We start from the raw sequence: 20,425 nt of genomic DNA, 5'->3' as shown, positions 1-20,425 counted from the left end.
GGATTCCTCTCTTATAATTTCGAGAATATCCTCATTATAAGGTGTGGCATCTGACCCCATTCGTAGTTCTCCGTATTCATAGGCACAAGAGCCTCTGAAACCATTAACCGCTTATCTGCTATTTTGATTTCTTCAGGCATAGGAGGAGTGAGACCAAACAGGTTAGCTGTTTGATTTAACGCCCTTTCCTCTGCTTCTCTGTATGCTTGCATGTGTGGAGAATTTTTAATCGGAGATGGTATATCCATTCCTGTAAGACCTTCGAATGCTTCGTGGAGTAAAGCCCATTTTTGCAATTCTAAGTTTCCCTCAAAGATTTCAGCCATCACAAGACAATGCTGTGCTACGCTGTAAAATCTTTTAGTTTGTCCCCAGAATCTACAAGTGCGGCTTAAGGTTTGTGCGATGACATTTACATCAAAATCGCTATCTTTAAGTGCAAATGGGTTAATTAATTTTCCACTAGCATTCATCACTAACGTGTGTGCTAGAGACATTGTGTATCCTTTTAAATATTAAAAGACAAATGAGGAAAGCACACAACCCTTGCGGGAATGTTAAAAAGTGCATTCCCGACCTATTGGGCAAAAAGAAGAATATAGTTGAGTTATAGTTTGCTAATAACAACTCCAAGAATGGCTATAAAAACAGCAAACAAAGCAGCCTGAGTTCCAACCACCCATTTAAGCACACTTGAATGCGATTTAGAAAGCTTAATATCAATCTTGGACTCTAAGGCTTTAATATCGCCACGAACTTCATCAATTTCTTGTTTAAGTTCTTGCTTCATTTCAGCCATCTCCTGATGAACTTCTTCACGAAACTCAGACATTTCATTGCGAACCTTGGCAAACTCAGCCTAAAACTCTTGTATTTCAGCCCTTACGGATTTAAACTCAGCCTTAGTGTTAGTTTCTAACATCTTTAAATCAGATTGAGTTACAGAGATTTCCTCTACCGTATTTTTAGCTACTTCCCTTGATTCTGCGATAATCGCTCCAGCCATTTTAAAGACTTCGTCTTTAGTAATAGCAGAACCTTCGCCATCTTTGTTGCAAATGCGTTCAGCAAATATATCAAGTAAAATTTCAAAATTTTTACTAAAATTATATGCTATATTCATTGCAGTTCCTTTCTATTGCTATCTCCTTTTATTGGAGCACATTTTTCAACAATAAGCCATAAGGCAACTCCATAACGGATAACCATTTGCAATGGGCAACGGTTAGACAACCTCAAAAGATAGAAAATCCTCTTCACAATCAGGGCAAAAGTATTTGTATCCATCTACCGCCGATGCTTCGACATTGCTAAGACAATGAGGGCATTTTGGTTGATTTAGATGCAATCTTTCCTTGTTAAAGTGATAAGCAAATTTAATCTTGCCACTCACATAGTTTTGCTTCAAGAGTTGTTCTATTTCTTCGAAACACATTCCTGTTAAGCAAACTCCAAGATTATTTTCTATTTGAGAATAGTAGTAGTCCAAAGCCTGTGCTCTATCCGCAAAAACTCTTGTTTCAGGGATAAGATAAATCTTAGCCTCATCAACATAAGCAGTTCTTGTGATTTTATAGATTTCAATGCTCATTGGTTCTCCTAGACTAATTTCATATAAATGCCTTCGTTTGTATCGAAAGCATAAACCTCAGTGCAGAATTGCTCTTGCACACGCGTTTTTGTATTCCCCTTGTCATCAGTCCTCACCGCATCATCGCCTACGGTTTCAACCTTTTTAATGCTCCCCTTAATAAGAAAACCATTAATGGCATCATCGCAGATTCCAGCACCAAGCAATAAAGCAGATTGCCCTTCGTTTGGTGTTTGGATGCTTGATGCTCCGATTGAGCTCGTGCGACATAGCCTTGCTCTAAAATTAATTGTTTTAGAAGCATTATTAAGCAACTCAATTTTTTGCCATTCCTGCAATCCTTTAGGGGCCCTAAAGATAAGATTAGCAAGATTGTTTTGAGGTATGTTAATGTCAAAAGAAAGAATATCCTTAAGGTTTACCGCCTTTTCAATTTGAATTTGCGATAGCACCTCATCCGCCGAAACCAATCCGTCCTTATCCTTTTTTAAGAGAATAAAGAATTGGTTAAAATTTTGGTAATCGCTGTTATCATCAAAAAATACACTCTCCACTTTGAAGCGTGAGTTTGATAGAACTTCTGCCATTTTTGCATTAGCACTACTAGGATTGATGATAAGCAACATATACCCACCATTAGCAACACTTGAGCCCATTTTTTGACAAATTCAGTTTCCAAGCGAACATTTTCATGATATATATTTTTAGTATCCCCATAAGGAGGATTCAAAAACAAAAACCCAAAAGCATTATGGCTCTTAATGACGCGTAAGCCATCATCGTTGATAAGCTCATCAATAACCAAAGATGCTTTTTTGCTCTCTCAGTGTCTAGTTCTACTCCATAGGTTTTTACACCACTAAAGCGTTTAAACAAAGAAAGGGCAACACCTTCGCCACAGCAAGAATCACACACCAAGAAATTTTCTTGTTTGCCTGTAATTGAAATTTTGTCTAGGAACTCATTTACGGTTGCACTATTTGTAGGAAAAAATCCTAACTTTTTGTCCGATTCCAATCTTGCCATTATGCAACTCCTTGAATTTTAAAATTTGATTTTTTATACTCCGCATAACATGCTTCTATAATATATGCGAGTTCTTCATAGTCATTTGCAGACAATCTTGCAAAATTGACAACACCATAGTTATACAGCCCATTAAGCGACATTTTTAGCTCAATATTTCTTGTGTCAAGCAAAGTTTGAAGAAAGAATTGTATAAACCCTTCTTCTCTAGGCACAGGTAAGGCTATTTTGTTGAGCCAAGTCTTGAACCCATTCATTAAATCTTCTTTATCCCGTGAAGGAAAAAAGAACATATTGCAATCTTGAAAAATATCCCGCTGATAAATCGTTATGTGGCTGTAACCTTCCTTAATCACATCTTCTACCCGTGCATAAGAGGTCTCTCCTATAAAATAGTTTTTATCCCCTATTAATGCAGCAACAGAGCGATTTCCACTCATAAAATAGGCACTAACGCTGCGGCAGATTTGAGATTGCCCTACAATTTCAAGTAAAACAATTTCTCTATTGTTTTCTACAAAATCTACACAATCAACGCTTCTCCTATCTATTATCATTTCAAAAATTTCTTTAACCATTTTTTGCCTCCTAAAGCAAATATATAAACACGGAAGGGAAATTCCCCTTATTTTTCAAAAAGGGATAAACCCAACCGCCACTGCACCTGAAAACTAAAATAGTGATAATTGAATCCCGCTATTGTTTTCACTTTCTAGCTTTTTGATGATGTCTTCGCCACTCATTTCAACCACTTGTGCTTTTTTTCCTTTGTAGATAGTAACATTTACTCTCTTGCACTAGGGTCAAACAATGAGACACTAGGAACAGGCGTTACCACTTCTTTTACAGGAGATTTTTTTACTTGTGAATGAGTTTTGTATTTATCATCTTTACCGCTAGAGACATGAGCTACCTTAATTTTAGGTTGCTTTTCTTTTTTTGCGTTATATAACGCTTCAAAAGCATTCCATTCTCCAGGAACAAATACCCACTCGTTAGTAGGACTTTCACTATCATCTGACTTGTCGCCTGATAATATAGCTTTTGCAATTTGGTCTTGTATTGAGACTTCATTGCAAAAAGCACCTAGCTCGTTTTCTGTGGTTACAAGTCGTCCCTCAAGCAAATTTGCTGCCTTAATTTTTCTACTCATAAGAGCTAAAGCAACAGATTGTGGGGTTCGCTCATATACCAAGAAAAACACCTTGCACGAAACTTTTTGCCCAATTCTCCAAGAACGGCGAGAGGCTTGTTTAAGCGTGAAAGTGTTATACCCTGTTTGGTAGAAAAATATGCTTGGATACTCAAACAAATCTAGCCCTGTTTTTACAAGTTCAGGATTTGTTATTAAAACGTCACAAGGATTCTTTTTTATCCACGCATCTCTCTTTTTAGCCTCAATGTTTCCATTAAGAACCTTAATACAAACAGAGGATTTAAGTAAGGTTTCCAAAGCAGCAACTAATCGCTCTGTCGTTCCTAGATTGGAGTAAGAAACATACACCAAAGATTTTCGCCCTTGCTGATGTTCTTTAGCAAATTCGAGATTCTAGAGCAAAAAGATTTCGGAAATAGAGAAAGAAAGTCATATTGAAGTGGCTAACAATAAAAAGAGACTCAAATGGCAGAAATTGAAGCCCAGCAATTAACAGAAGTTAAGCAACAAGAAGCCAATAAGGTAGTGGGTTTAAAAACTGTGGAAAACGAAAGAGAAGTGGCTATCAGCAGTGAAAGGGCAAAACAAGCTATCAAGGAGCAGGAGAAAATCACGCAAGAAAAAATATGGAGGTCGTTCGTGTCGAAAAGGTAAAACAAGCAGAAATTAACAAAGAAGCGGAACTTGTCAAGGCAGAAGAGGAAAAAAGAAAGATTGAAATTGATGCGGAAGCTAGAAAAAATGCCGAAGCTGATAAGGAAAAACAATTTTTGGAAGCAGCCGCACTTTTAGAAGTAAAAGATAAAGAATCGCAAGGTATTGCTAAAATAGGTGCAGCTGAAGCGGAGGCTTTGAAATTAAAAGAACTAGCTCCAGTAACTGCACAAATCACATTGGCAAAAGAGATTGGCGAGAATGAGGGATACCAGCATTATCTTGTTACTATAAGACAAGTGGAAGCGGGCGAAAAGATAGGTATCGAACAAGCTAAAGCTCTTGTAAGTGCAGATATGAAAATTATCGCAAATGGTGGGGATGTGCAAGATGGTATGAGTAAGATAGGAGATATTTTATCATCAAAGGGCGGAACAAGTGTAGGAGCAATGCTTGAGGGATTGGCTCAAACACATATGGGTAAGGAGTTTTTGAACAAATTTACTACAAGCAAAGATATAGACAAGAATTAGTCGTGATTTGTTCCCCTCCCATAAGAATTTCTTACTTTTACCAAAGGTTACATTGTCTGTGGAATGATGTGTGCTTGTTTGATTTATTGACTTACATCTTAATATAATTCCGCAAAACATACAGAAAGGATAAGTTATGAATGGACAATTAAATCATTCCCTTAATGTTAAATCAATTTGTGGGGATTTTGATTTCCTTGGTAGTAGAGGTAGCGGAGAGAATCTTCACGCTAGAATTGTCGATGAAATTTTGGAGAAGAAGCAATCCGCTATTGCAGTAGATTTTAATGGCATTGAGGGCGTTGCTCATGCATTTGCTGATGAAGTTTTTGGATTGATGGTTACTCGTTTTGGTATCAGCTTTCTTAAAGAGCATATTGTGCTTATTAACGCAAATGACACTATCAAAAGTATGTTTAACTATGCCATAAGGGAACGAGCAAAAAAACTTGAGGGCAGAGTTTGAATCTCCTAGAACGCATTGAGCAAACACTACTTTGTATTCAGAACAAAGACTTTTTGCAATTTAATTCGTGGATGGAAACTGCTGATATTTTGCTTATTGAAAACCTAATGGGAAGAGGGATTCTTAATGGAAATGAAGTAAAAAATGATTTTTTTACTTTTACACAAAAGGGTATTCATTCCAAAAGCGGTTCTTCGCTAATGAATATATGCTCCAGAAATGATGTTGAAAAAAGCACCTACGAACTTGTGCGAGTTTTATCAAAAACACTTAATGATGCAAAAATCCTAAACGAAATACAAAAAGATATAAAAGATTGCTTTAGGTATGTTATCTCCGAAATACTTAACAACATTGCAGACCATTCCAATGGTAATGGTATAGCCATTGCTCAATATTACAAAACCAAAAAGAAAGTTCAGTTTTCAGCTCTTGACAATGGAATTGGTTTTCTTGCAAACATCAAGAGAAAATTTTCTAACATCAATACACAAGAAGAAGCTATCAAAAAAGCTCTTGAAAAAGGCATTACAACATCATCATATAATTTGCTTTACGCTTCAGAAAGGAATATTGGATATGGGCTATTTGTTATATCACAACTCATACAGGACATTAAAGAAAGTGAATTAGTAATTTTATCTCAAGATACTCTTGTGAGTGTTAGAAACAAAGATGGTATTAGTGTAAGGCGATTGAAACACAATTTTGAATGCACTTTGGTTTGTTTTGAAATTGACGAAAATTCAATGAGAAAATTAGACTATGATATAGACACAATGATACAGAAGATTGTTTTACCAAATACAAATTCTATTGACGATGTTTTTTAAGAATTGCTTATAGCAAGAGTAAGAGCTGTCAAAAGGAAATTGTAGAGTAGAGATTGTCAAGGGAATATGTAGGGACAGAAATCATAAGCAATAAGTTCAATCAACCCACATTAGAATCCAAAGCACCCACTCATAATGAGCAAACTATCGCCGATAGTAAAGTCTTTGGATTAAGAGAATTATAACACAATAAACACATCGCTGCATCTCTAAGTAGACTGCCCAATTCTCACAATTCTCATCAGCTACTTGTATGCTTCTTGTCGTGAAGTTATTTTGATGATTTCAATAATTAATTCGTTATGCTTGATATATCCAATCACTCGATAATCTCCAATTCTCCATCGATAGCAATTTTGTGTTTGTGTCCTTTAAGTTTTTTTGCATTTGGAAGCAAATGTGGTTCGTCATTTTCTTTAAGAATTTCAATAAGAGTTAGAATCCTATCGGTATCATGAGGGGATGATTTTTGGATTTTTTCTAAACTTTTGAGTGCCTTATTGATGATTGATACCGAATATTTCATCTTTTACTTCTTGTGTTAATTGAGCGTATTGCTTGGGATTTGTTGCTTTTCTTGCCTGAAAATCGTTGTAAATATCGGTTTCCTCAATCAAACAAGATTCTTTTTCTTTGCTTTTGTCTGTTTGGATACAAACCGCAGCATTAGCGATTTTTGCTAAATTTTTTATAGCTTCTGCAAATTCGCTACTAGCGTTTTCAATGATAAGTGTCATCACAATATCCTTTCCTTGTTGTTTTATTATAGCATACCTATTTGAACTGCACGAATCTTCATATTTCTCATTTGACATACATTTTAGTGGTATGTGGCTGTCAAAGGAGAAAATTATCTTTGTGTTCTTTATCGCAAAAGTAAAATTATTTTTTAAATAATGTGCTATGGCTACCCGCATTAATATAAGTAAGAATAAGAAACTCATCTTGTTTTTGATAGATTAAAAGCAAGTCAGGCTTAAATGGCATTCTCTGAAATCCTTAAAAGCCCCCTTCAATAAATGGTCTCTATATTTTGCTGCTAGTTTTTCGCCCTTGGCTAATGTGTCATTTACAGATTCTAGAAACTGGAAAACTGTGGGAGCAAAATGTTTAATTGCCTTTTTGTAAGCTTTGGTATATAAGATTTTGTATTTCACTTAAGAATCGCCTTGTGCATTTCTCTAACTGAATTGTAGGCTTTAAGCTTACCTTCTTTGTAGAGTTGCACCGCTTCATCGTTTTCTTGTTGCCATTGCTTTGCTATATCCTCATCTGTTTGTGTAGCTTGGACTTTAAGATTGGCAAGTTTTGCTACTTCTTTGATGGCTTTTAAAACATCTTTGTTTGCATTTTTATTGTAATTGTCATCGTGCTACTCCCTACATAAAAATATGCCGTGTATTCTGGCACAACTTTATCCATTTGAAAAATACTTGCAATTTAGTTAAGAAAACATCTATCCTCTAGCAGATTCTATAATAGTAAAAAGTTCTTTAATAATTTTGGGATGTAAAGTCTTGCCTGTATGATGTGGCAAAACCATTCTGTAAGAGTTTTTCATATAGATTCTGTGACCACCCTTTTGTCTTGCAACAACAAAGCCTTCCTGAAGCAAAAGTTTTTCAGCCTCTTTTGCTGTAAGTTTTGGTAATTCAGGTATTGGCTAGTTCTATGGGGACAATCGCTGTATCTTTAGCTTGTATATGCCTAATCTCATCTAGTTGCAAACTTTCCATATACAATGCTGCTGCTTCTTTAATGTTACTAATGGCTTCTTCATAGCTTTCTGCTTGAGTTACACAACCACTAAGCTCTGGCACAGAGGCAAAGTAACCATCTTCATCTTTTTGGATAATAGCATTCAGAATCATAAAAACTCCTCATAGTAAAACTAAGGCAGATTCTAGCATGCATTGTCCTCATTTGAAATGTATATTTGTTTTATAGATATAATTGTTTATATTTTCAAAAAAGGAGCATACAAATGAGTTGGTTAGAGACCCTATGGTTGGCAGATGTTTTAAGCAGTGATAAGAAAACTGCAAGAAAAAAGATTAATTGGTTTGTGGGAATATTTTTTTGTTTTGATTGGTGTGTTTGTTGCATTAGCATTTGTGTTGGCAGCAACAGGCAGAGATAGTGAAAAAGAACAAGCCTCGAAAATTATTTTCATTCAACACATTATGCCAAAAACATTACAAGAAGGCTATAAAAACAGACAATATGGATAAAGCCATTACAGAAGAGATTGCCTATCTTCAAAACAAGAAAAGTCCTTTATACAAAGAGCTTGTCCTCATGCAACAAAATTACCAAGAGTTTCTTGCTAACAATGGTAGAGAGTGTGTGCTTTCTGATAAAAATAATCGGGTAGCAAACAACAAATATCTTAATGAAATTGAAATAGAAACAACCAAAACAAATCAAACAATCTTTACTTATGATAATCAAATAATTGATATGGAGGAATTAGCATCCAAAAACATAGACACTCTAAACTCTAAATTATATTTTATGGGCATAGAACTCACAGGAGGCACAGAATCTCCCAATCCTCTCTCTGCATACTTCTTTGGTGAATTAGATTCTAAATCCAACATAGGATTAGATGAATCTCTTCCTATCTATCACTTCTCCCCCAAAGATGAAGAAAATAATCTAGGCACACTTCTTATCTTTTTAAACTCTTGCACTCTTACTCTTTTAAATTATTCTCTTCTTAATTCTACTCTCAATATTAAACTCACATTAACACATAAAGAATCTAAAGAAAAACAAGATAAAGCTATCATACAAAACAAACAAAAACAACACAAAGAACAAAGCAAACCTTTAAGCATTGCAATGCTTCACCCTATACTAGAAGATAATGAGATAAAGTGTATGCACGGAGGAGTAGTGCAATTAAAATCTAATCTAGGCAAAAGTATTCAAGATAAGAATATCCCTATGGTATTAGAAACTGATTTACTCTATAGCTCTATTGTAGGTTGTCCTAATCCTCCTATAAGTGGAGGACCTTGCACACAAGTAGCACTCATACTTCCTAGCTCTCGTGGATTAAAAAAGCATAATGGAGATTATCCTATAATGCAGGATTTAGTAAGTTCTGGAGTATTCTCTGATAAAGGAGTTCCACTTGTTTGCACACCTAAAGCTAATAGTTATAAAATCAATGCCCCTAGTCCTAGTAATGCAAGCACACAAGATAAAGAATCTCTGGCACCTCATATACAGTTCACTAAACCTACACTAAGACTACACTATAAAGAACACAAATCCCAACAAGACAATTTACCTATTACTCGATTCTATCTTTTTGATAATCTAAAAGAACAAGAAAATCCTTTTGAAAACCTTATTTTAGATTATCAAAGTGATGCACAAAATATAAGTGATAAAGACTTAGAAAAAGAGTTACTGCAAAGCTATCCTGATAAAGAGCAAGAGGATAGATTTGTAGTTGGGTTTAGGGGAACAAAAAATGAAAACATTTTTTAAAATTTTATATATTGGTTGGTTGGGATTTTGCGTCTTGATATTTATTATGTTATTAGGAATGGCATATGAACCCGACTTTTTTGGAAGCCTTTTTTTTACTTTAGTATTAGCTGTTATGCCCTATTTATATTTTCTATGTATTTTTAAAATTCCTGTTGATTTTGAAATTTGGTGCAATAAAAATAATTCTCATATCAATGATTTTAAATTATTTTTTAAAAAATATGTGCTATATTTGCTTATTCCTATAATGGCATTTGCTTTATTTGTGATATTCGGTGATATGGTATCAATATTGTTACTATTAAGTCTGCCATTTCTATGGCTATATATTGTCGGGATAAAAAAATTTTTTATGTTTTATATAGCAAAACTTTGAAGATAATATGGAAACAACGAGAATTCAAATCAACAACCTTAAAGATTATGCAGAATTAGCGTGGGCTTCCTATTTTTACTTTGATTTCCTTAAAGATTCTAATAATATCCCTAGAAAGATTTATGAATTAGATTCAAAAAACGATAAAATCAAAGATAAAAGCTATCCTAGAGGATATAAAGAAATAGAAATTACTTTAGAACATATAGTAAGCCAAAACTATAAAGGACAAGAAGTATTAATCAATTTAAAACAGGACAATACTTGGCAATCAGATTTATTAAATTCCTTAGATAAAAAAACTAACTTTGACAAACTCAATGGCGAATTTGGGGAGATTCAAACTAAGAATTTTCTTAACAAATACGACCTCTTAAAACACTGCCCCAATACTGAATCTGGATTCTCCGCCACTCTCTTTAAAGACACAAAAGCAGACTCTAAAGATTCAGAATATATCCTCTCTATTAGAGGCACAGAATATAGAAAGGTAGCTTAATGCTAACATACATATTCCTTTTAATCTTTATCCCCACCATTCTCTCTTATCTCATATTAAAGTTTATTTATAGAATCATTTTTAAATCTAAAGAGAAAATTTCAAAGTTTCTAGTCTTTCTTGGAAGTATCGGATTGATTATCTTTTATCATACACCTTATTCTTATTATTTAGAGCCTACTTATTGGCAGTTTAGGAATATGTGTAAGATTAATGAACTTCCTAATAATGAGGAAAAATATAATAAGATTCTAGCTTACTACAATATGAATTGGGATACTATGATAAAAACAAAAAAGCCATTCCAGCTTGTAGAATTTATAGATAAATCAAGAAATACTTTGAGTGATGATGATATTAAAAACATTCATAAAATTACAAAACCAATTCCTAATAAATTTTCTTATGAATTTGATACAAAAACAATAAAAAATAGAATAAAATTCGGCTTTGATATTTATGTCCATATAGAAAATGGCAATATTAAACCCGAAAGATTCGCTTGGTTTACGGCAGAATGGCAAACATTTCGAATAGAAGGCATAGAATGGGATATTGCTACAAGCGGAGATTTTAGAATGCCCACTAAAATTTTAGATTGTGGTTATTTTAAGGAGTAAGCAATGACAAATAAACAACAGATTCAAAAATTAAGAGACAATGCAGAGCTTGCTATGGCTTCCTATGGATATTTTCATTTGGCAGATTCTAATTACAATTTTGATAAAGACAACACGGATAAAAGGAGATTGGCGGAATTTAGAAAAATAAAAAAACACAAATTGGAACAAAATAATATACGAATCACAGACCAAGAACTACAAAACACCTATCCCACCTATGAAGACATTCTCAACATAGAATACAAATATTTCAAAGATAAAAATAGTAAGCCTCAAGATTCTTGGTATCATAAACACTTCTTAGGTGGCGACTTCACCCCCACTCAAGCAAAAAACTTCTTTGAACGCTATGATTTACTAGAGCATCAACCCAACACCAATTCAGGATTCTCTGCTACCTTATTTCAAAATAAAGAATCTAAAGAATACACCCTAGCCATCAGAGGAACAGAATTTAAACTAGAACAAATCCAAGATTTCATCAATGATTACTACATAGGCACAAATAATAATGATATGAATAGAGTGATAGAACAATACTTTGATATGCTTCTCTTTTATGAGGAAACTCTCAAGCCTTTATTACAAGAAAAAGGCATTACAAAGATTAATGTTATAGGACATTCTCTAGGAGGCTATCTCACTCAACTCTTTGCTTTATCTTTTGCTACTGCAGAAAATGCAAATATCATTAAAGGGGTTTATACTTATAATACCTCTTTAGAATCTAAGAGTGTTGCCTAATGCTAATATATCTATTTCTTTTAATCTTTATCCCTACTATTCTTTCTTATCTCATACTTACATTTATTTATAGAATCCTCTTTAAATCTCAAAAAAGTGTTTCAAAGTTTTTAGTCTTTCTCGGAAGTATTGGTTTAATAATATTTTATTATACGCCTTATTCGTATTATTTAGAGCCGAGTTTTTATAAGTTTAAAGAAATATGCCAATTAGACCCAGAGATTTATCAAGCTAATGGTGGTAAGCTAGATGAGGAATATTATAATAAAGTGCTAAAGTATTTTGATACAAATATTGATGATTTCATTAAATATTTAAATGATAATAAAAGAAATTGGAGCATACTTAGAAAACGACAAAATGATAGGATTCAAAGCAGTATCACTATTCTTTTTAAGGAGAGTAATGAAGCTGGCAATATCATTAAAGGAAATTTAGATAATATTTCTTTGATTGAACTTAATGTTTGGTGGGATCAAGTAAGACCACTCCCAGCAGGTAATGAAGGAACAGGGATTTTTTTAGGAAGTTTCCCAGAAAATTGTGATTATTTTAAATAAGGAATAAGCAATGAACAATAAAGTAATGATTAATAGACTAAAAGACAATGCAGAGTTAGCAATGGCAGCTTATGGATACTTTCATTTAGCAGATTCTAAGTATGATTTTAATAAAGATAACACAGATAAAAGGAGGTTAAAGTATTTTAGAGATATTAAGAGAGATGAATTAATAAAGCAAAATCCCAATACCACAGACCAAGAACTACAAAACACCTACCCCACCCACTCCGACATTCTCAATATAGAATACAAATACTTTAAAGATGAAAATGGCAAGCTTCAAGATTCTTGGTATCATAAACATTTCTTAGGTGGCGATTTCTCCCCTCTCCAATCTCAAAACTTCTTTGAACGCTACAACCTCTTAAAACATTGCCCCAACACAGATTCAGGATTCTCCGCCACTCTCTTTAAAGATACAAAAGCAGATTCTAAAGATTCGGAATACACCCTAGCCATCAGAGGCACAGAATTTAAACTAGAGCAAATCCAAGATTTACTCAATGATTATTACATAGGCACAAATAATAGTGATATGAATAGAGTGATAGAGCAGTATTTTGATATGCTTCTCTTTTATGAGGAAACTCTCAAGCCTTTATTACAAGAAAAAGGCATTGCAAGGATTAATGTTATAGGACATTCACTTGGTGGCTATCTCGCTCAACTCTTTGCTTTAAGCTATCCGCATAGTATCAATGAAGTTTATACTTACAATGCACCGGGAATAATGAGTGATAAGATTACCAATACACTCTATTGGGTGGCACAAGGCATAGGATTTACCCTTGCTGCAAAATCCATAAAATGTATTTTTAGGGCTAAAACAATTATTAGCTCCTTTGGCTCTCTATCTTCATCACCTAGACCCTTTGAAGCAAAGAATGTTCTTTTAAACAAGCAAGATAAAGATGTGATTGTGGGTATAATCCCTATACGCTCTAGCTATAAAAGTGTGATTACATTTAACAATATGAATAATGATGATAGTATGGAGCAAAGGATTATAAGCAATACCTACACAAATGATGTGCCTTATTTTTTGAGAGATGATGGGTATAAATTTGCTAATGAAAATAGGCAACCTATCTTTTATTATAAAGATATAGGGAAATATGCTAGAGAATTTTATGAGTTAATGAGTGATAGTAGATATGAAGGGAAATATCTCTATTATCAATACACTTTGCATAATGCGACAACACAAGCAAGTGTGGCTAAATTTGACTATCTCATATTGGATTATGATTTATCTGCACCCTATTCAGAAATGGTAAATAGATTACAATTTATGACTGAAAACAAACAATATCCAGATCCAATAATCACTAACAATAATATATTTCGTGTAGTCTCTATTGATAGTAAAGGAGCAATGGATACTATTGGGTATTTGGGCAATCATATGTTTGGTTATGATTCATCTATCGTTGTTGAAACAACAAATATCATTAACACCCATTCCCTTATCCCCCTCACTCAAACCCTCTACTTCTACTCTTATCTTTTAGAACTAGACTCTAATAATGAAATGATAGAATCCAAGCTTAATACACAAGATAAAAAAGAAAAACTACAAAAATATATTCACGAACTCAATGTCTTTATGGATAATATAAGACTATCTATGAATATTTTAATCAATGAGATTGATAAAGAGAATGTTAAAAAATACGAAAAATATAGACAGAATACAAAATGGTATCAAACAACTTCAAAATATGAAGAAATAGATTTTCTTCCTCTTTTTATTTCTCAAATCAATGAAAAAGCTTACAAGATAGAAAGTCTCAAGCAAGATAACAATCAATATTTTCAATCAAATATCAATAAAGAAGAAATGATTGATTCAATATTGAAACTACAAGAGAAAAGTTATTTGATAGAAATGTTCGACATTGACAAATTGAAAGAACTAAGAAATAATTGTAAGGCTGATAAAAAATTTAGCATTACAGAAAAATTAAGTCTTGCTACTTGTCAGCCATTTGAACTTGTAAATTCTCAAAATATGGCTTTAATCAATAAAAATAATGTAAATTCTATATTCGGTTATTTACATCTTGGATATTTGCTTACTCAAGAGTGGCACGAAGAATATATTAATGGCAGATACAAAATAATGAAAGGGTTGTATTTTAATGGGAAAACTAGCTCTAGTTTTAGTCAATATATGATAAAAAGAGATGACGAAAAAGAAGCTATTAATCATTAAGGGGGGAATTGCTATTATGTTAAGCAAGTTAGATTTTGCATTTTCTATTCAACAAGCAAACAAAAGTATTTTTATCTTTGCTAATGACAAAGACTACATTGATTGTGATACAATCCACTCCCAAATTTATGAAAAGATACAAGACAATGAAGAACATAAAAATATAAGCCTAGAAGAATTACAATCTTATAAGCCCTCTCTCTTTTTAGATTCCACTCTCCTCACAGGCTCATCTGAAATAGAAACGAATCCCTTTCTCTTTGGTGAATTAGATTCTAAATCCAACATAGGATTAGATGAATCTCTTCCTATCTATCACTTCTCCCCCAAAGATGAAGAAAATAATCTAGGCACACTTCTTATCTTTTTAAACTCTTGCACTCTTACTCTTTTAAATTATTCTCTTCTTAATTCTACTCTCAATATTAAACTCACATTAACACATAAAGAATCTAAAGAAAAACAAGATAAAGCTATCATACAAAACAAACAAAAACAACACAAAGAACAAAGCAAACCTTTAAGCATTGCAATGCTTCACCCTATACTAGAAGATAATGAGATAAAGTGTATGCACGGAGGAGTAGTGCAATTAAAATCTAATCTAGGCAAAAGTATTCAAGATAAGAATATCCCTATGGTATTAGAAACTGATTTACTCTATAGCTCTATTGTAGGTTGTCCTAATCCTCCTATAAGTGGAGGACCTTGCACACAAGTAGCACTCATACTTCCTAGCTCTCGTGGATTAAAAAAGCATAATGGAGATTATCCTATAATGCAGGATTTAGTAAGTTCTGGAGTATTCTCTGATAAAGGAGTTCCACTTGTTTGCACACCTAAAGCTAATAGTTATAAAATCAATGCCCCTAGTCCTAGTAATGCAAGCACACAAGATAAAGAATCTCTGGCACCTCATATACAGTTCACTAAACCTACACTAAGACTACACTATAAAATCTATCCTTCTCAAAAAGACAATCTCCCTATATATAGAATAAAGCTTAATGATAGTATTATAGAATCTAACAATGATACACCACTAGATGCTCTTCATATTGATATAGCTAAGGATACTCAAGCATTAGAGGCGGAAACATTAAATGATAATAGTTTAGATTCTAATCTGCAAGATATACTCTCTAAAATCTACTCTAGTTTAAAACAAACTTATGCCAAAGACTATCTTTATCAATATCTATCCTTACAATTAGATTCTAATGCCCTTATTCTCATACTCCTTACCCTTCAAACAATTCCTAAAGTCTATAAAGAGCCTTATAAAAACTATGAGCATAAAGACTATGGCATAGGCAACTACTACTACCTCTATAACTACTGCACACATACAATGCTAGATATAAAAGACTATACACAAGTAGGATTAGATTCTTATCCTAGCAATGCTACTATCCTTACATTACACACACCTTATAAAACACAAAGACTAGAGATCGAGTTAGCTAATGGATTGGATTCTATCATAGAATCCAAGGATAGAGAAAGACAAGCACAACAGGCTAAAGAATCTAAAAATTCTCAAAACAACACAAAACAACAAATCATAGACTCTCTATTGACTATTACCCTTATCAATGGAGGCTACAAAGAGAGGTATTGGGGATTTGGGGAAGAGGAAATACAAATATCTAAAAGAGACAATACCTAAGAATACATAAGCAAAAAATACGCTTAAGAGAATTTTATGATAGAATAAGGATTGTGTAAAAGAGGTGGCTCAAATGATGATTTCAAGCAAAGAAGAATTATTACAAGAAATGGATAATATGTTAGGCTTAAAGACACATAAAACAATACATCAGATTATATTTCTTTGTCCAAATATGAATGCAAATCTCATTACGCATAATAACCAATCACCACAGAATCTAGGGCAAGAAATCCTAAATAAATTACAGCAAACGCACGTTGATGCAACTATACACAGCTTTGAGACATTAAGTCAAGAACAAATCTTGGGAACAAAACAATCCTACAGCCTACCCAAACATATTACCCTAAAGACATATTGCAATGATGACACTATCATCAAAACCCTATTAGATTCTATTAAAGAATCTGCAAAGATTAATACAGCTAAGCAATATGAAAACCTAGAGGCTATGCTTGATGACATCAAGTCTGAAAATATAAATAAGATTTCTCTAATAAAACCTAAAAATGAAGTAATAAAACAGATTAAGGAATTCATAGAATCTAACTTGTTTGCAGATATGATAAAAGCAGATGCTAAGGCAAATATTGAGCAACTTTTTAATAAGCTAGAGCAGTATATCAAACAAGCCCTAAAGGATAAAAATAACGATGATTATAAAAATATCATAAAAACAATCTTTGGCGTGATTCTTACTATTGCCACAGGTGGAGGTGCAGCAATCATATTGCTAGGTATATCTGCAGTATTGCTTTCATCACTTATGGACTATCAAGATGCTAAAAATAACAAGTATAGCTATATCAAAAATCCAATCATAGAGTTTCTTGCCACCGAGTTAGCAATGTATATACAGCTTGCAAACACACAACTACTCTCTTGTATGCTGATTGTGGAAAGCACACAAGAGACAGACAAGAAAAAAATAGAATTTCTTGACTTATCAGGCTTTAATCTTTATTTGGAAAATACGTTATTATCGTGTGCTCAATCTATCGCTTTTAAGGGTGAATTTAGCTCTATGATAGATATTCCAAACCTATTAGCTCAAAAAGCAATTACCCTACCCAAAACACAAGACAATAGTATAAAAGCTCAAATGCTCCACATACACCAAAATGAAACTAAACAACAAAATATCAAAGACGTATCTCTTCTTACACATATGCTCCAAGCAGTGCGATACTTCAATCATCTTGCCTATATAGAATCTCCACATTTTAACTCTGCCTTATTAGCTGAAATCTTGAATAACAAAAACACTCAATACCCCAATACTCACACCACAAATATGGCAAAAAATTATCTTATTATCACCAATGCCCCAAGCAAATATAATGCAAAGCTTACAGAGACGATTACCCAACACATCATTGGTAATACAATTAAAGACGATATAAACAATCGCACCAAACAAGAGCTTACTCTCTCAAGAGAGGGCGAAAAGAAAAGCTACAACACCACAAGAGATTACAGCACATATAGGATAGAAATCAATAAAAAAGATGATGAGCCTTATATGGTGCAGCTTTCGCCATTTGTGAGAGTAGATATGAATAAGATTAAAGCGAGTTTTGAAAATAACGAATCCTATAAAAAAGCACAAAAAGAACTACAACAATTACATACACAGTACGATACAAGCTTTTATTCAAATTATTCACCCGGCAATATGACCTTGTATGATTTAATGAATAAAAAAACATCTCAATTAAATCACATAAAAAAATCCTATGGTATAGATTATATAAACCAATTCTTTAAAACTCCAAAAGAGATTGAGGATATTATTAAAAAAGAAGAGCAAACAGCTAAAGATTTTCTTACCCAATTGCAATATTTTCATGATGACAATGAAAACTTGGATAATTCTTTATTAGCGATTTTTACGCTTTTTTATGGACTCTATGTGTTTAAGATACATTTTCCAAGCTTTGCGTTGAAAAGTAGCATTGCAAAAAAGACAACAAGTAGTGGCTATCTTTTCACAAACGAGCGCGATTATCTTAAAGTCTCTTGTTTAAATGAAACTTGGGAGTTTTATCTCACCAAAGCACATCCAGACTATAAAGTCCAACCATCTCAAAATGTCCAAATCGCCAAAGTTTTACAAGAAAAACTCTTGCAACATAGCAGCCCACAAGAGACAGAGCTAAGTAAAGACTTCTTAGACTATCTTAGAGAATTTATAAATACTGATATTGCGAATAACGATGCAAAAGCATTTGATAAGACAATGCAGCAAGAAATAGGGATTGATTTGGATAAGGAGCTAGAGCAAGAGCTAGCACAAATCGAAAAATATGGAGAAGAATACAAAAAGATTGTGCAGCAAGAACACACACAAGAAGTATGTTATAACTCATTTTTTAAAATATTAGGCATAATATGCCCCTTTATGAATTTCGCTCACGAAGATATGATTGATACGACAAAGCATTGCATTGCAATTTTTATCAATACCCTTAAATCTCTAAATAAAAATCAAAGCTCAAATTTTGCTTTGCATTTATATCGGGCATTGCTTACAGAAATAGGAGGAGTGCTATTCTTATCATATCCCACAACTATACGTGTGCATATTGAGGCAAACATTCAAAACACATCACAAGATGTAAATAAGAAGATAGAAGAAAAACTTGCAAAGTTAAATCTAAAAAACAAAGAGCTTAGAGAAAATTTCCTCAAAGGTTTTGCCCAAGTGGAGCTAAGACGCACTCAAAAACAAATAGCACATTTTGAGGTAAAAACTGCCTTTATCCTTAAACACATTGATAAAGATGTCAAAAGATTAAATCTCCAAGCTATCAAAGAAAATCTAAAGCAAACTATGAGCTCACCCAAAGACAAAGCATTGATTGATAAAATTTGCTTTACATATAGCAGTGGTAAGGCACAATCACACTTTATAGGCACACTTCAAGCACGAGAGATTTTCTCTCAAATCAAGCAATTTCATTATAATAAGATTATTTATCAGCTCAAAGTCACTTCTACTCGAACTGCAGTAGATATAGCACTAGATATTATACTTAATTATTATTTTAGCACCAATTATGAGGCATACCAAAGAGAGTTTGAGAGCATTATGCACAAACGTTATACATTCTATTATGATTTGCCCTATGCCTTAAAAAGAGTAGAGAGTCTCCTAGAAATTGATACCCAAAACCAAACCATCAAAAAAGACAGAGAGCTCACCTACTATCCTATGATTGTATGCTCGAAATTTATGTCTTTTGATTTCCAATCAATGATATATGGCACAGAGCTTTGCACAGGTGGGCTGACACATCATATAGGACTAGCTTATCTATTACACCAAAACAAAAGTGATGATTTGCAAGAATTCTTGCTTACAAAACTCCTATCCTATCTTATCATCGATGAGAAGCGAACAGCAAAAGATAAGCAAGATTATGAGACACACTATAATAAACAAGTGCCAGATTATACATTCTTTCATCATAAGAATGTAGATAGCAAAGGCATCATCACAAGCACAATAAGCCATATATCCCTAGATAATATACTTAAATACCAAGTGCCAGAGGAGAGTAGTTTGTATCAAGAATTTAAGGCTTTAGAAAGCGATAAAGATGACACATCAGCCATTGACGCCTATAATGAAGCCCTAGAAATCTTAGCAGAGTATAAAGACTATTATCTGACTCATACAAGCAATGGAAAAGAAGATAGAAACAAAGCAAGGAGATTATTAGAATGCCTTAATGTTATAGGGCAGAATAATATGAGGGCTTTATATGTGGGGGTGAATAAAGAACGTAAATCTGGCAAGCTACCAACACCTACTATTATGGGAGCAAACAACGATAAGAAATACAAAGAGCAATCACAACAAGATAAGAAACGTCCTAAATTCATAGGTCGTCTAGCCACGACTATCATTATAGAAGATGGCTTATGGTTAGGATAGATTTTTAAATAAGATTAAGGAGAAATAATG

Annotated in this window: 26 protein-coding genes and 2 pseudogenes; 15 read left to right on the top strand and 13 right to left on the bottom strand. The window is 33.3% G+C overall.

Going from position 1 to position 20,425, the window contains the following annotated elements:
• Positions 1-11: 11 nt before the first annotated feature.
• The 8 genes and pseudogenes from QZ289_RS02025 to QZ289_RS01990 form a co-directional block, all read right to left on the bottom strand.
• Complete coding sequence (locus QZ289_RS02025; RefSeq protein ID WP_295698659.1) at positions 12-497, bottom strand: hypothetical protein; 486 nt, start codon at positions 495-497, stop codon at positions 12-14.
• Positions 498-607: 110 nt separating this feature from the next.
• Positions 608-832: a hypothetical protein gene (locus QZ289_RS02020; protein WP_295698657.1), complete on the bottom strand. Its 225-nt coding sequence runs from the start codon at positions 830-832 to the stop codon at positions 608-610.
• Positions 833-859: 27 nt separating this feature from the next.
• The gene (locus tag QZ289_RS02015) at positions 860-1,123 is read right to left on the bottom strand and encodes a hypothetical protein (RefSeq protein WP_295698655.1); all 264 of its coding nucleotides are present in this window, start codon (positions 1,121-1,123) and stop codon (positions 860-862) included.
• A gap of 102 nt (positions 1,124-1,225) precedes the next feature.
• The gene (locus QZ289_RS02010) at positions 1,226-1,591 is read right to left on the bottom strand and encodes a hypothetical protein (RefSeq protein ID WP_295698653.1); all 366 of its coding nucleotides are present in this window, start codon (positions 1,589-1,591) and stop codon (positions 1,226-1,228) included.
• 8 nt (positions 1,592-1,599) lie between these two features.
• Positions 1,600-2,217 carry a hypothetical protein gene (locus QZ289_RS02005; RefSeq protein WP_295698650.1) on the bottom strand — a complete coding sequence of 206 codons (618 nt, stop codon included), beginning with the start codon at positions 2,215-2,217 and terminating at the stop codon, positions 1,600-1,602.
• 100 nt (positions 2,218-2,317) lie between these two features.
• Positions 2,318-2,617, bottom strand: a complete 300-nt coding sequence (locus QZ289_RS02000; RefSeq protein ID WP_295698648.1) for a DUF6094 domain-containing protein — start codon at positions 2,615-2,617, stop codon at positions 2,318-2,320.
• Entirely contained in the window at positions 2,617-3,195 is a 579-nt protein-coding gene (locus QZ289_RS01995) for a hypothetical protein (protein ID WP_295698645.1), read from the bottom strand. The genes QZ289_RS02000 and QZ289_RS01995 overlap by 1 nt, the downstream gene beginning before the upstream one ends.
• 206 nt (positions 3,196-3,401) lie before the next feature.
• A pseudogene (locus QZ289_RS01990) lies at positions 3,402-4,136 on the bottom strand (helicase); the annotation flags it as partial.
• 102 nt (positions 4,137-4,238) lie between these two features.
• On the opposite strand from QZ289_RS01990, the gene QZ289_RS01985 reads away from it, so the two are divergent.
• The 5 genes from QZ289_RS01985 to QZ289_RS01965 all read left to right on the top strand — a co-directional run bounded on the left by QZ289_RS01985 (position 4,239) and on the right by QZ289_RS01965 (position 6,444).
• On the top strand, positions 4,239-4,427 hold the full coding sequence (locus tag QZ289_RS01985) for a hypothetical protein (RefSeq protein WP_295698639.1): 189 nt from the start codon (positions 4,239-4,241) through the stop codon (positions 4,425-4,427).
• Positions 4,400-4,960: a hypothetical protein gene (locus tag QZ289_RS01980; RefSeq protein WP_295698637.1), complete on the top strand. Its 561-nt coding sequence runs from the start codon at positions 4,400-4,402 to the stop codon at positions 4,958-4,960. The genes QZ289_RS01985 and QZ289_RS01980 overlap by 28 nt, the downstream gene beginning before the upstream one ends.
• A gap of 136 nt (positions 4,961-5,096) precedes the next feature.
• Positions 5,097-5,426, top strand: coding sequence for an STAS-like domain-containing protein (locus tag QZ289_RS01975; RefSeq protein WP_041308936.1), 330 nt, complete (start codon positions 5,097-5,099; stop codon positions 5,424-5,426).
• Entirely contained in the window at positions 5,423-6,259 is an 837-nt protein-coding gene (locus QZ289_RS01970; protein ID WP_289688031.1) for a hypothetical protein, read from the top strand. Before QZ289_RS01975 ends, QZ289_RS01970 begins: the two co-directional genes overlap by 4 nt.
• Positions 6,260-6,312: 53 nt before the next feature.
• A complete protein-coding gene (locus tag QZ289_RS01965) occupies positions 6,313-6,444 on the top strand; it encodes a hypothetical protein (RefSeq protein WP_289688032.1) in 132 nt (43 codons plus the stop codon).
• 134 nt (positions 6,445-6,578) lie between these two features.
• On the opposite strand, the gene QZ289_RS01960 is transcribed toward QZ289_RS01965, so the two are convergent.
• From QZ289_RS01960 to QZ289_RS01940, 5 genes and pseudogenes are all read right to left on the bottom strand, one after another.
• Complete coding sequence (locus QZ289_RS01960; RefSeq protein ID WP_289688033.1) at positions 6,579-6,785, bottom strand: hypothetical protein; 207 nt, start codon at positions 6,783-6,785, stop codon at positions 6,579-6,581.
• Positions 6,757-6,996: a hypothetical protein gene (locus QZ289_RS01955; RefSeq protein WP_289688034.1), complete on the bottom strand. Its 240-nt coding sequence runs from the start codon at positions 6,994-6,996 to the stop codon at positions 6,757-6,759. Before QZ289_RS01955 ends, QZ289_RS01960 begins: the two co-directional genes overlap by 29 nt.
• Before the next feature lie 145 nt (positions 6,997-7,141).
• Positions 7,142-7,374, bottom strand: a pseudogene (locus QZ289_RS01950) (type II toxin-antitoxin system YafQ family toxin).
• A gap of 341 nt (positions 7,375-7,715) precedes the next feature.
• The gene (locus QZ289_RS01945; RefSeq protein ID WP_081947976.1) at positions 7,716-7,919 is read right to left on the bottom strand and encodes a type II toxin-antitoxin system HicA family toxin; all 204 of its coding nucleotides are present in this window, start codon (positions 7,917-7,919) and stop codon (positions 7,716-7,718) included.
• Complete coding sequence (locus QZ289_RS01940) at positions 7,912-8,130, bottom strand: type II toxin-antitoxin system HicB family antitoxin (RefSeq protein WP_034367506.1); 219 nt, start codon at positions 8,128-8,130, stop codon at positions 7,912-7,914. Before QZ289_RS01940 ends, QZ289_RS01945 begins: the two co-directional genes overlap by 8 nt.
• Before the next feature lie 156 nt (positions 8,131-8,286).
• Between QZ289_RS01940 and QZ289_RS01935 the strand changes: the two genes are divergently transcribed.
• The 10 genes from QZ289_RS01935 (at position 8,287) to QZ289_RS01890 (ending at position 20,395) form a co-directional block, all read left to right on the top strand.
• On the top strand, positions 8,287-8,490 hold the full coding sequence (locus QZ289_RS01935) for a hypothetical protein (RefSeq protein WP_034367508.1): 204 nt from the start codon (positions 8,287-8,289) through the stop codon (positions 8,488-8,490).
• On the top strand, positions 8,483-9,760 hold the full coding sequence (locus QZ289_RS01930) for a hypothetical protein (protein ID WP_295698625.1): 1,278 nt from the start codon (positions 8,483-8,485) through the stop codon (positions 9,758-9,760). The genes QZ289_RS01935 and QZ289_RS01930 overlap by 8 nt, the downstream gene beginning before the upstream one ends.
• Positions 9,744-10,139: a hypothetical protein gene (locus tag QZ289_RS01925; RefSeq protein ID WP_290456595.1), complete on the top strand. Its 396-nt coding sequence runs from the start codon at positions 9,744-9,746 to the stop codon at positions 10,137-10,139. Before QZ289_RS01930 ends, QZ289_RS01925 begins: the two co-directional genes overlap by 17 nt.
• A 7-nt stretch (positions 10,140-10,146) precedes the next feature.
• Positions 10,147-10,638 carry a hypothetical protein gene (locus QZ289_RS01920; protein WP_290456594.1) on the top strand — a complete coding sequence of 164 codons (492 nt, stop codon included), beginning with the start codon at positions 10,147-10,149 and terminating at the stop codon, positions 10,636-10,638.
• Positions 10,638-11,258, top strand: coding sequence for a hypothetical protein (locus QZ289_RS01915; protein WP_290456593.1), 621 nt, complete (start codon positions 10,638-10,640; stop codon positions 11,256-11,258). Before QZ289_RS01920 ends, QZ289_RS01915 begins: the two co-directional genes overlap by 1 nt.
• Before the next feature lie 3 nt (positions 11,259-11,261).
• On the top strand, positions 11,262-12,005 hold the full coding sequence (locus QZ289_RS01910; RefSeq protein WP_290456592.1) for a hypothetical protein: 744 nt from the start codon (positions 11,262-11,264) through the stop codon (positions 12,003-12,005).
• The gene (locus tag QZ289_RS01905; protein WP_295698622.1) at positions 12,005-12,565 is read left to right on the top strand and encodes a hypothetical protein; all 561 of its coding nucleotides are present in this window, start codon (positions 12,005-12,007) and stop codon (positions 12,563-12,565) included. Before QZ289_RS01910 ends, QZ289_RS01905 begins: the two co-directional genes overlap by 1 nt.
• Before the next feature lie 10 nt (positions 12,566-12,575).
• Complete coding sequence (locus tag QZ289_RS01900; protein ID WP_295698620.1) at positions 12,576-14,783, top strand: alpha/beta fold hydrolase; 2,208 nt, start codon at positions 12,576-12,578, stop codon at positions 14,781-14,783.
• 16 nt (positions 14,784-14,799) lie between these two features.
• Entirely contained in the window at positions 14,800-16,452 is a 1,653-nt protein-coding gene (locus QZ289_RS01895; protein WP_295698618.1) for a hypothetical protein, read from the top strand.
• A 73-nt stretch (positions 16,453-16,525) separates the two neighbouring features.
• On the top strand, positions 16,526-20,395 hold the full coding sequence (locus QZ289_RS01890) for a hypothetical protein (RefSeq protein WP_295698615.1): 3,870 nt from the start codon (positions 16,526-16,528) through the stop codon (positions 20,393-20,395).
• The last annotated feature ends 30 nt before the right edge of the window (positions 20,396-20,425 follow it).

Source organism: uncultured Helicobacter sp. (assembly GCF_910577135.1).
In the GTDB taxonomy this organism is placed as follows: domain Bacteria; phylum Campylobacterota; class Campylobacteria; order Campylobacterales; family Helicobacteraceae; genus Helicobacter_C; species Helicobacter_C mastomyrinus.
The sequence above is the reverse complement of the archived record's forward strand: the minus strand, read 5'-3'. Positions and strand labels throughout refer to the sequence as shown.

What these genes read in the sequence shown, in the direction of transcription:
- QZ289_RS02015 (WP_295698655.1), bottom strand. Translation starts at nt 1,123, where the DNA reads ATGAATATAGCATATAATTTTAGTAAAAATTTTGAAATTTTACTTGAT.
- QZ289_RS02020 (WP_295698657.1), bottom strand. Translation starts at nt 832, where the DNA reads ATGTCTGAGTTTCGTGAAGAAGTTCATCAGGAGATGGCTGAAATGAAG.
- QZ289_RS01995 (WP_295698645.1), bottom strand. Translation starts at nt 3,195, where the DNA reads ATGGTTAAAGAAATTTTTGAAATGATAATAGATAGGAGAAGCGTTGAT.
- QZ289_RS01980 (WP_295698637.1), top strand. Translation starts at nt 4,400, where the DNA reads ATGGAGGTCGTTCGTGTCGAAAAGGTAAAACAAGCAGAAATTAACAAA.
- QZ289_RS02010 (WP_295698653.1), bottom strand. Translation starts at nt 1,591, where the DNA reads ATGAGCATTGAAATCTATAAAATCACAAGAACTGCTTATGTTGATGAG.
- QZ289_RS02005 (WP_295698650.1), bottom strand. Translation starts at nt 2,217, where the DNA reads ATGTTGCTTATCATCAATCCTAGTAGTGCTAATGCAAAAATGGCAGAA.
- QZ289_RS01890 (WP_295698615.1), top strand. Translation starts at nt 16,526, where the DNA reads ATGATGATTTCAAGCAAAGAAGAATTATTACAAGAAATGGATAATATG.
- QZ289_RS01955 (WP_289688034.1), bottom strand. Translation starts at nt 6,996, where the DNA reads ATGACACTTATCATTGAAAACGCTAGTAGCGAATTTGCAGAAGCTATA.
- QZ289_RS01905 (WP_295698622.1), top strand. Translation starts at nt 12,005, where the DNA reads ATGCTAATATATCTATTTCTTTTAATCTTTATCCCTACTATTCTTTCT.
- QZ289_RS01960 (WP_289688033.1), bottom strand. Translation starts at nt 6,785, where the DNA reads ATGAAATATTCGGTATCAATCATCAATAAGGCACTCAAAAGTTTAGAA.
- QZ289_RS01930 (WP_295698625.1), top strand. Translation starts at nt 8,483, where the DNA reads ATGGATAAAGCCATTACAGAAGAGATTGCCTATCTTCAAAACAAGAAA.
- QZ289_RS01975 (WP_041308936.1), top strand. Translation starts at nt 5,097, where the DNA reads ATGAATGGACAATTAAATCATTCCCTTAATGTTAAATCAATTTGTGGG.
- QZ289_RS02000 (WP_295698648.1), bottom strand. Translation starts at nt 2,617, where the DNA reads ATGGCAAGATTGGAATCGGACAAAAAGTTAGGATTTTTTCCTACAAAT.
- QZ289_RS01895 (WP_295698618.1), top strand. Translation starts at nt 14,800, where the DNA reads ATGTTAAGCAAGTTAGATTTTGCATTTTCTATTCAACAAGCAAACAAA.
- QZ289_RS02025 (WP_295698659.1), bottom strand. Translation starts at nt 497, where the DNA reads ATGTCTCTAGCACACACGTTAGTGATGAATGCTAGTGGAAAATTAATT.
- QZ289_RS01910 (WP_290456592.1), top strand. Translation starts at nt 11,262, where the DNA reads ATGACAAATAAACAACAGATTCAAAAATTAAGAGACAATGCAGAGCTT.
- QZ289_RS01915 (WP_290456593.1), top strand. Translation starts at nt 10,638, where the DNA reads ATGCTAACATACATATTCCTTTTAATCTTTATCCCCACCATTCTCTCT.
- QZ289_RS01920 (WP_290456594.1), top strand. Translation starts at nt 10,147, where the DNA reads ATGGAAACAACGAGAATTCAAATCAACAACCTTAAAGATTATGCAGAA.
- QZ289_RS01985 (WP_295698639.1), top strand. Translation starts at nt 4,239, where the DNA reads ATGGCAGAAATTGAAGCCCAGCAATTAACAGAAGTTAAGCAACAAGAA.
- QZ289_RS01940 (WP_034367506.1), bottom strand. Translation starts at nt 8,130, where the DNA reads ATGATTCTGAATGCTATTATCCAAAAAGATGAAGATGGTTACTTTGCC.
- QZ289_RS01900 (WP_295698620.1), top strand. Translation starts at nt 12,576, where the DNA reads ATGAACAATAAAGTAATGATTAATAGACTAAAAGACAATGCAGAGTTA.
- QZ289_RS01925 (WP_290456595.1), top strand. Translation starts at nt 9,744, where the DNA reads ATGAAAACATTTTTTAAAATTTTATATATTGGTTGGTTGGGATTTTGC.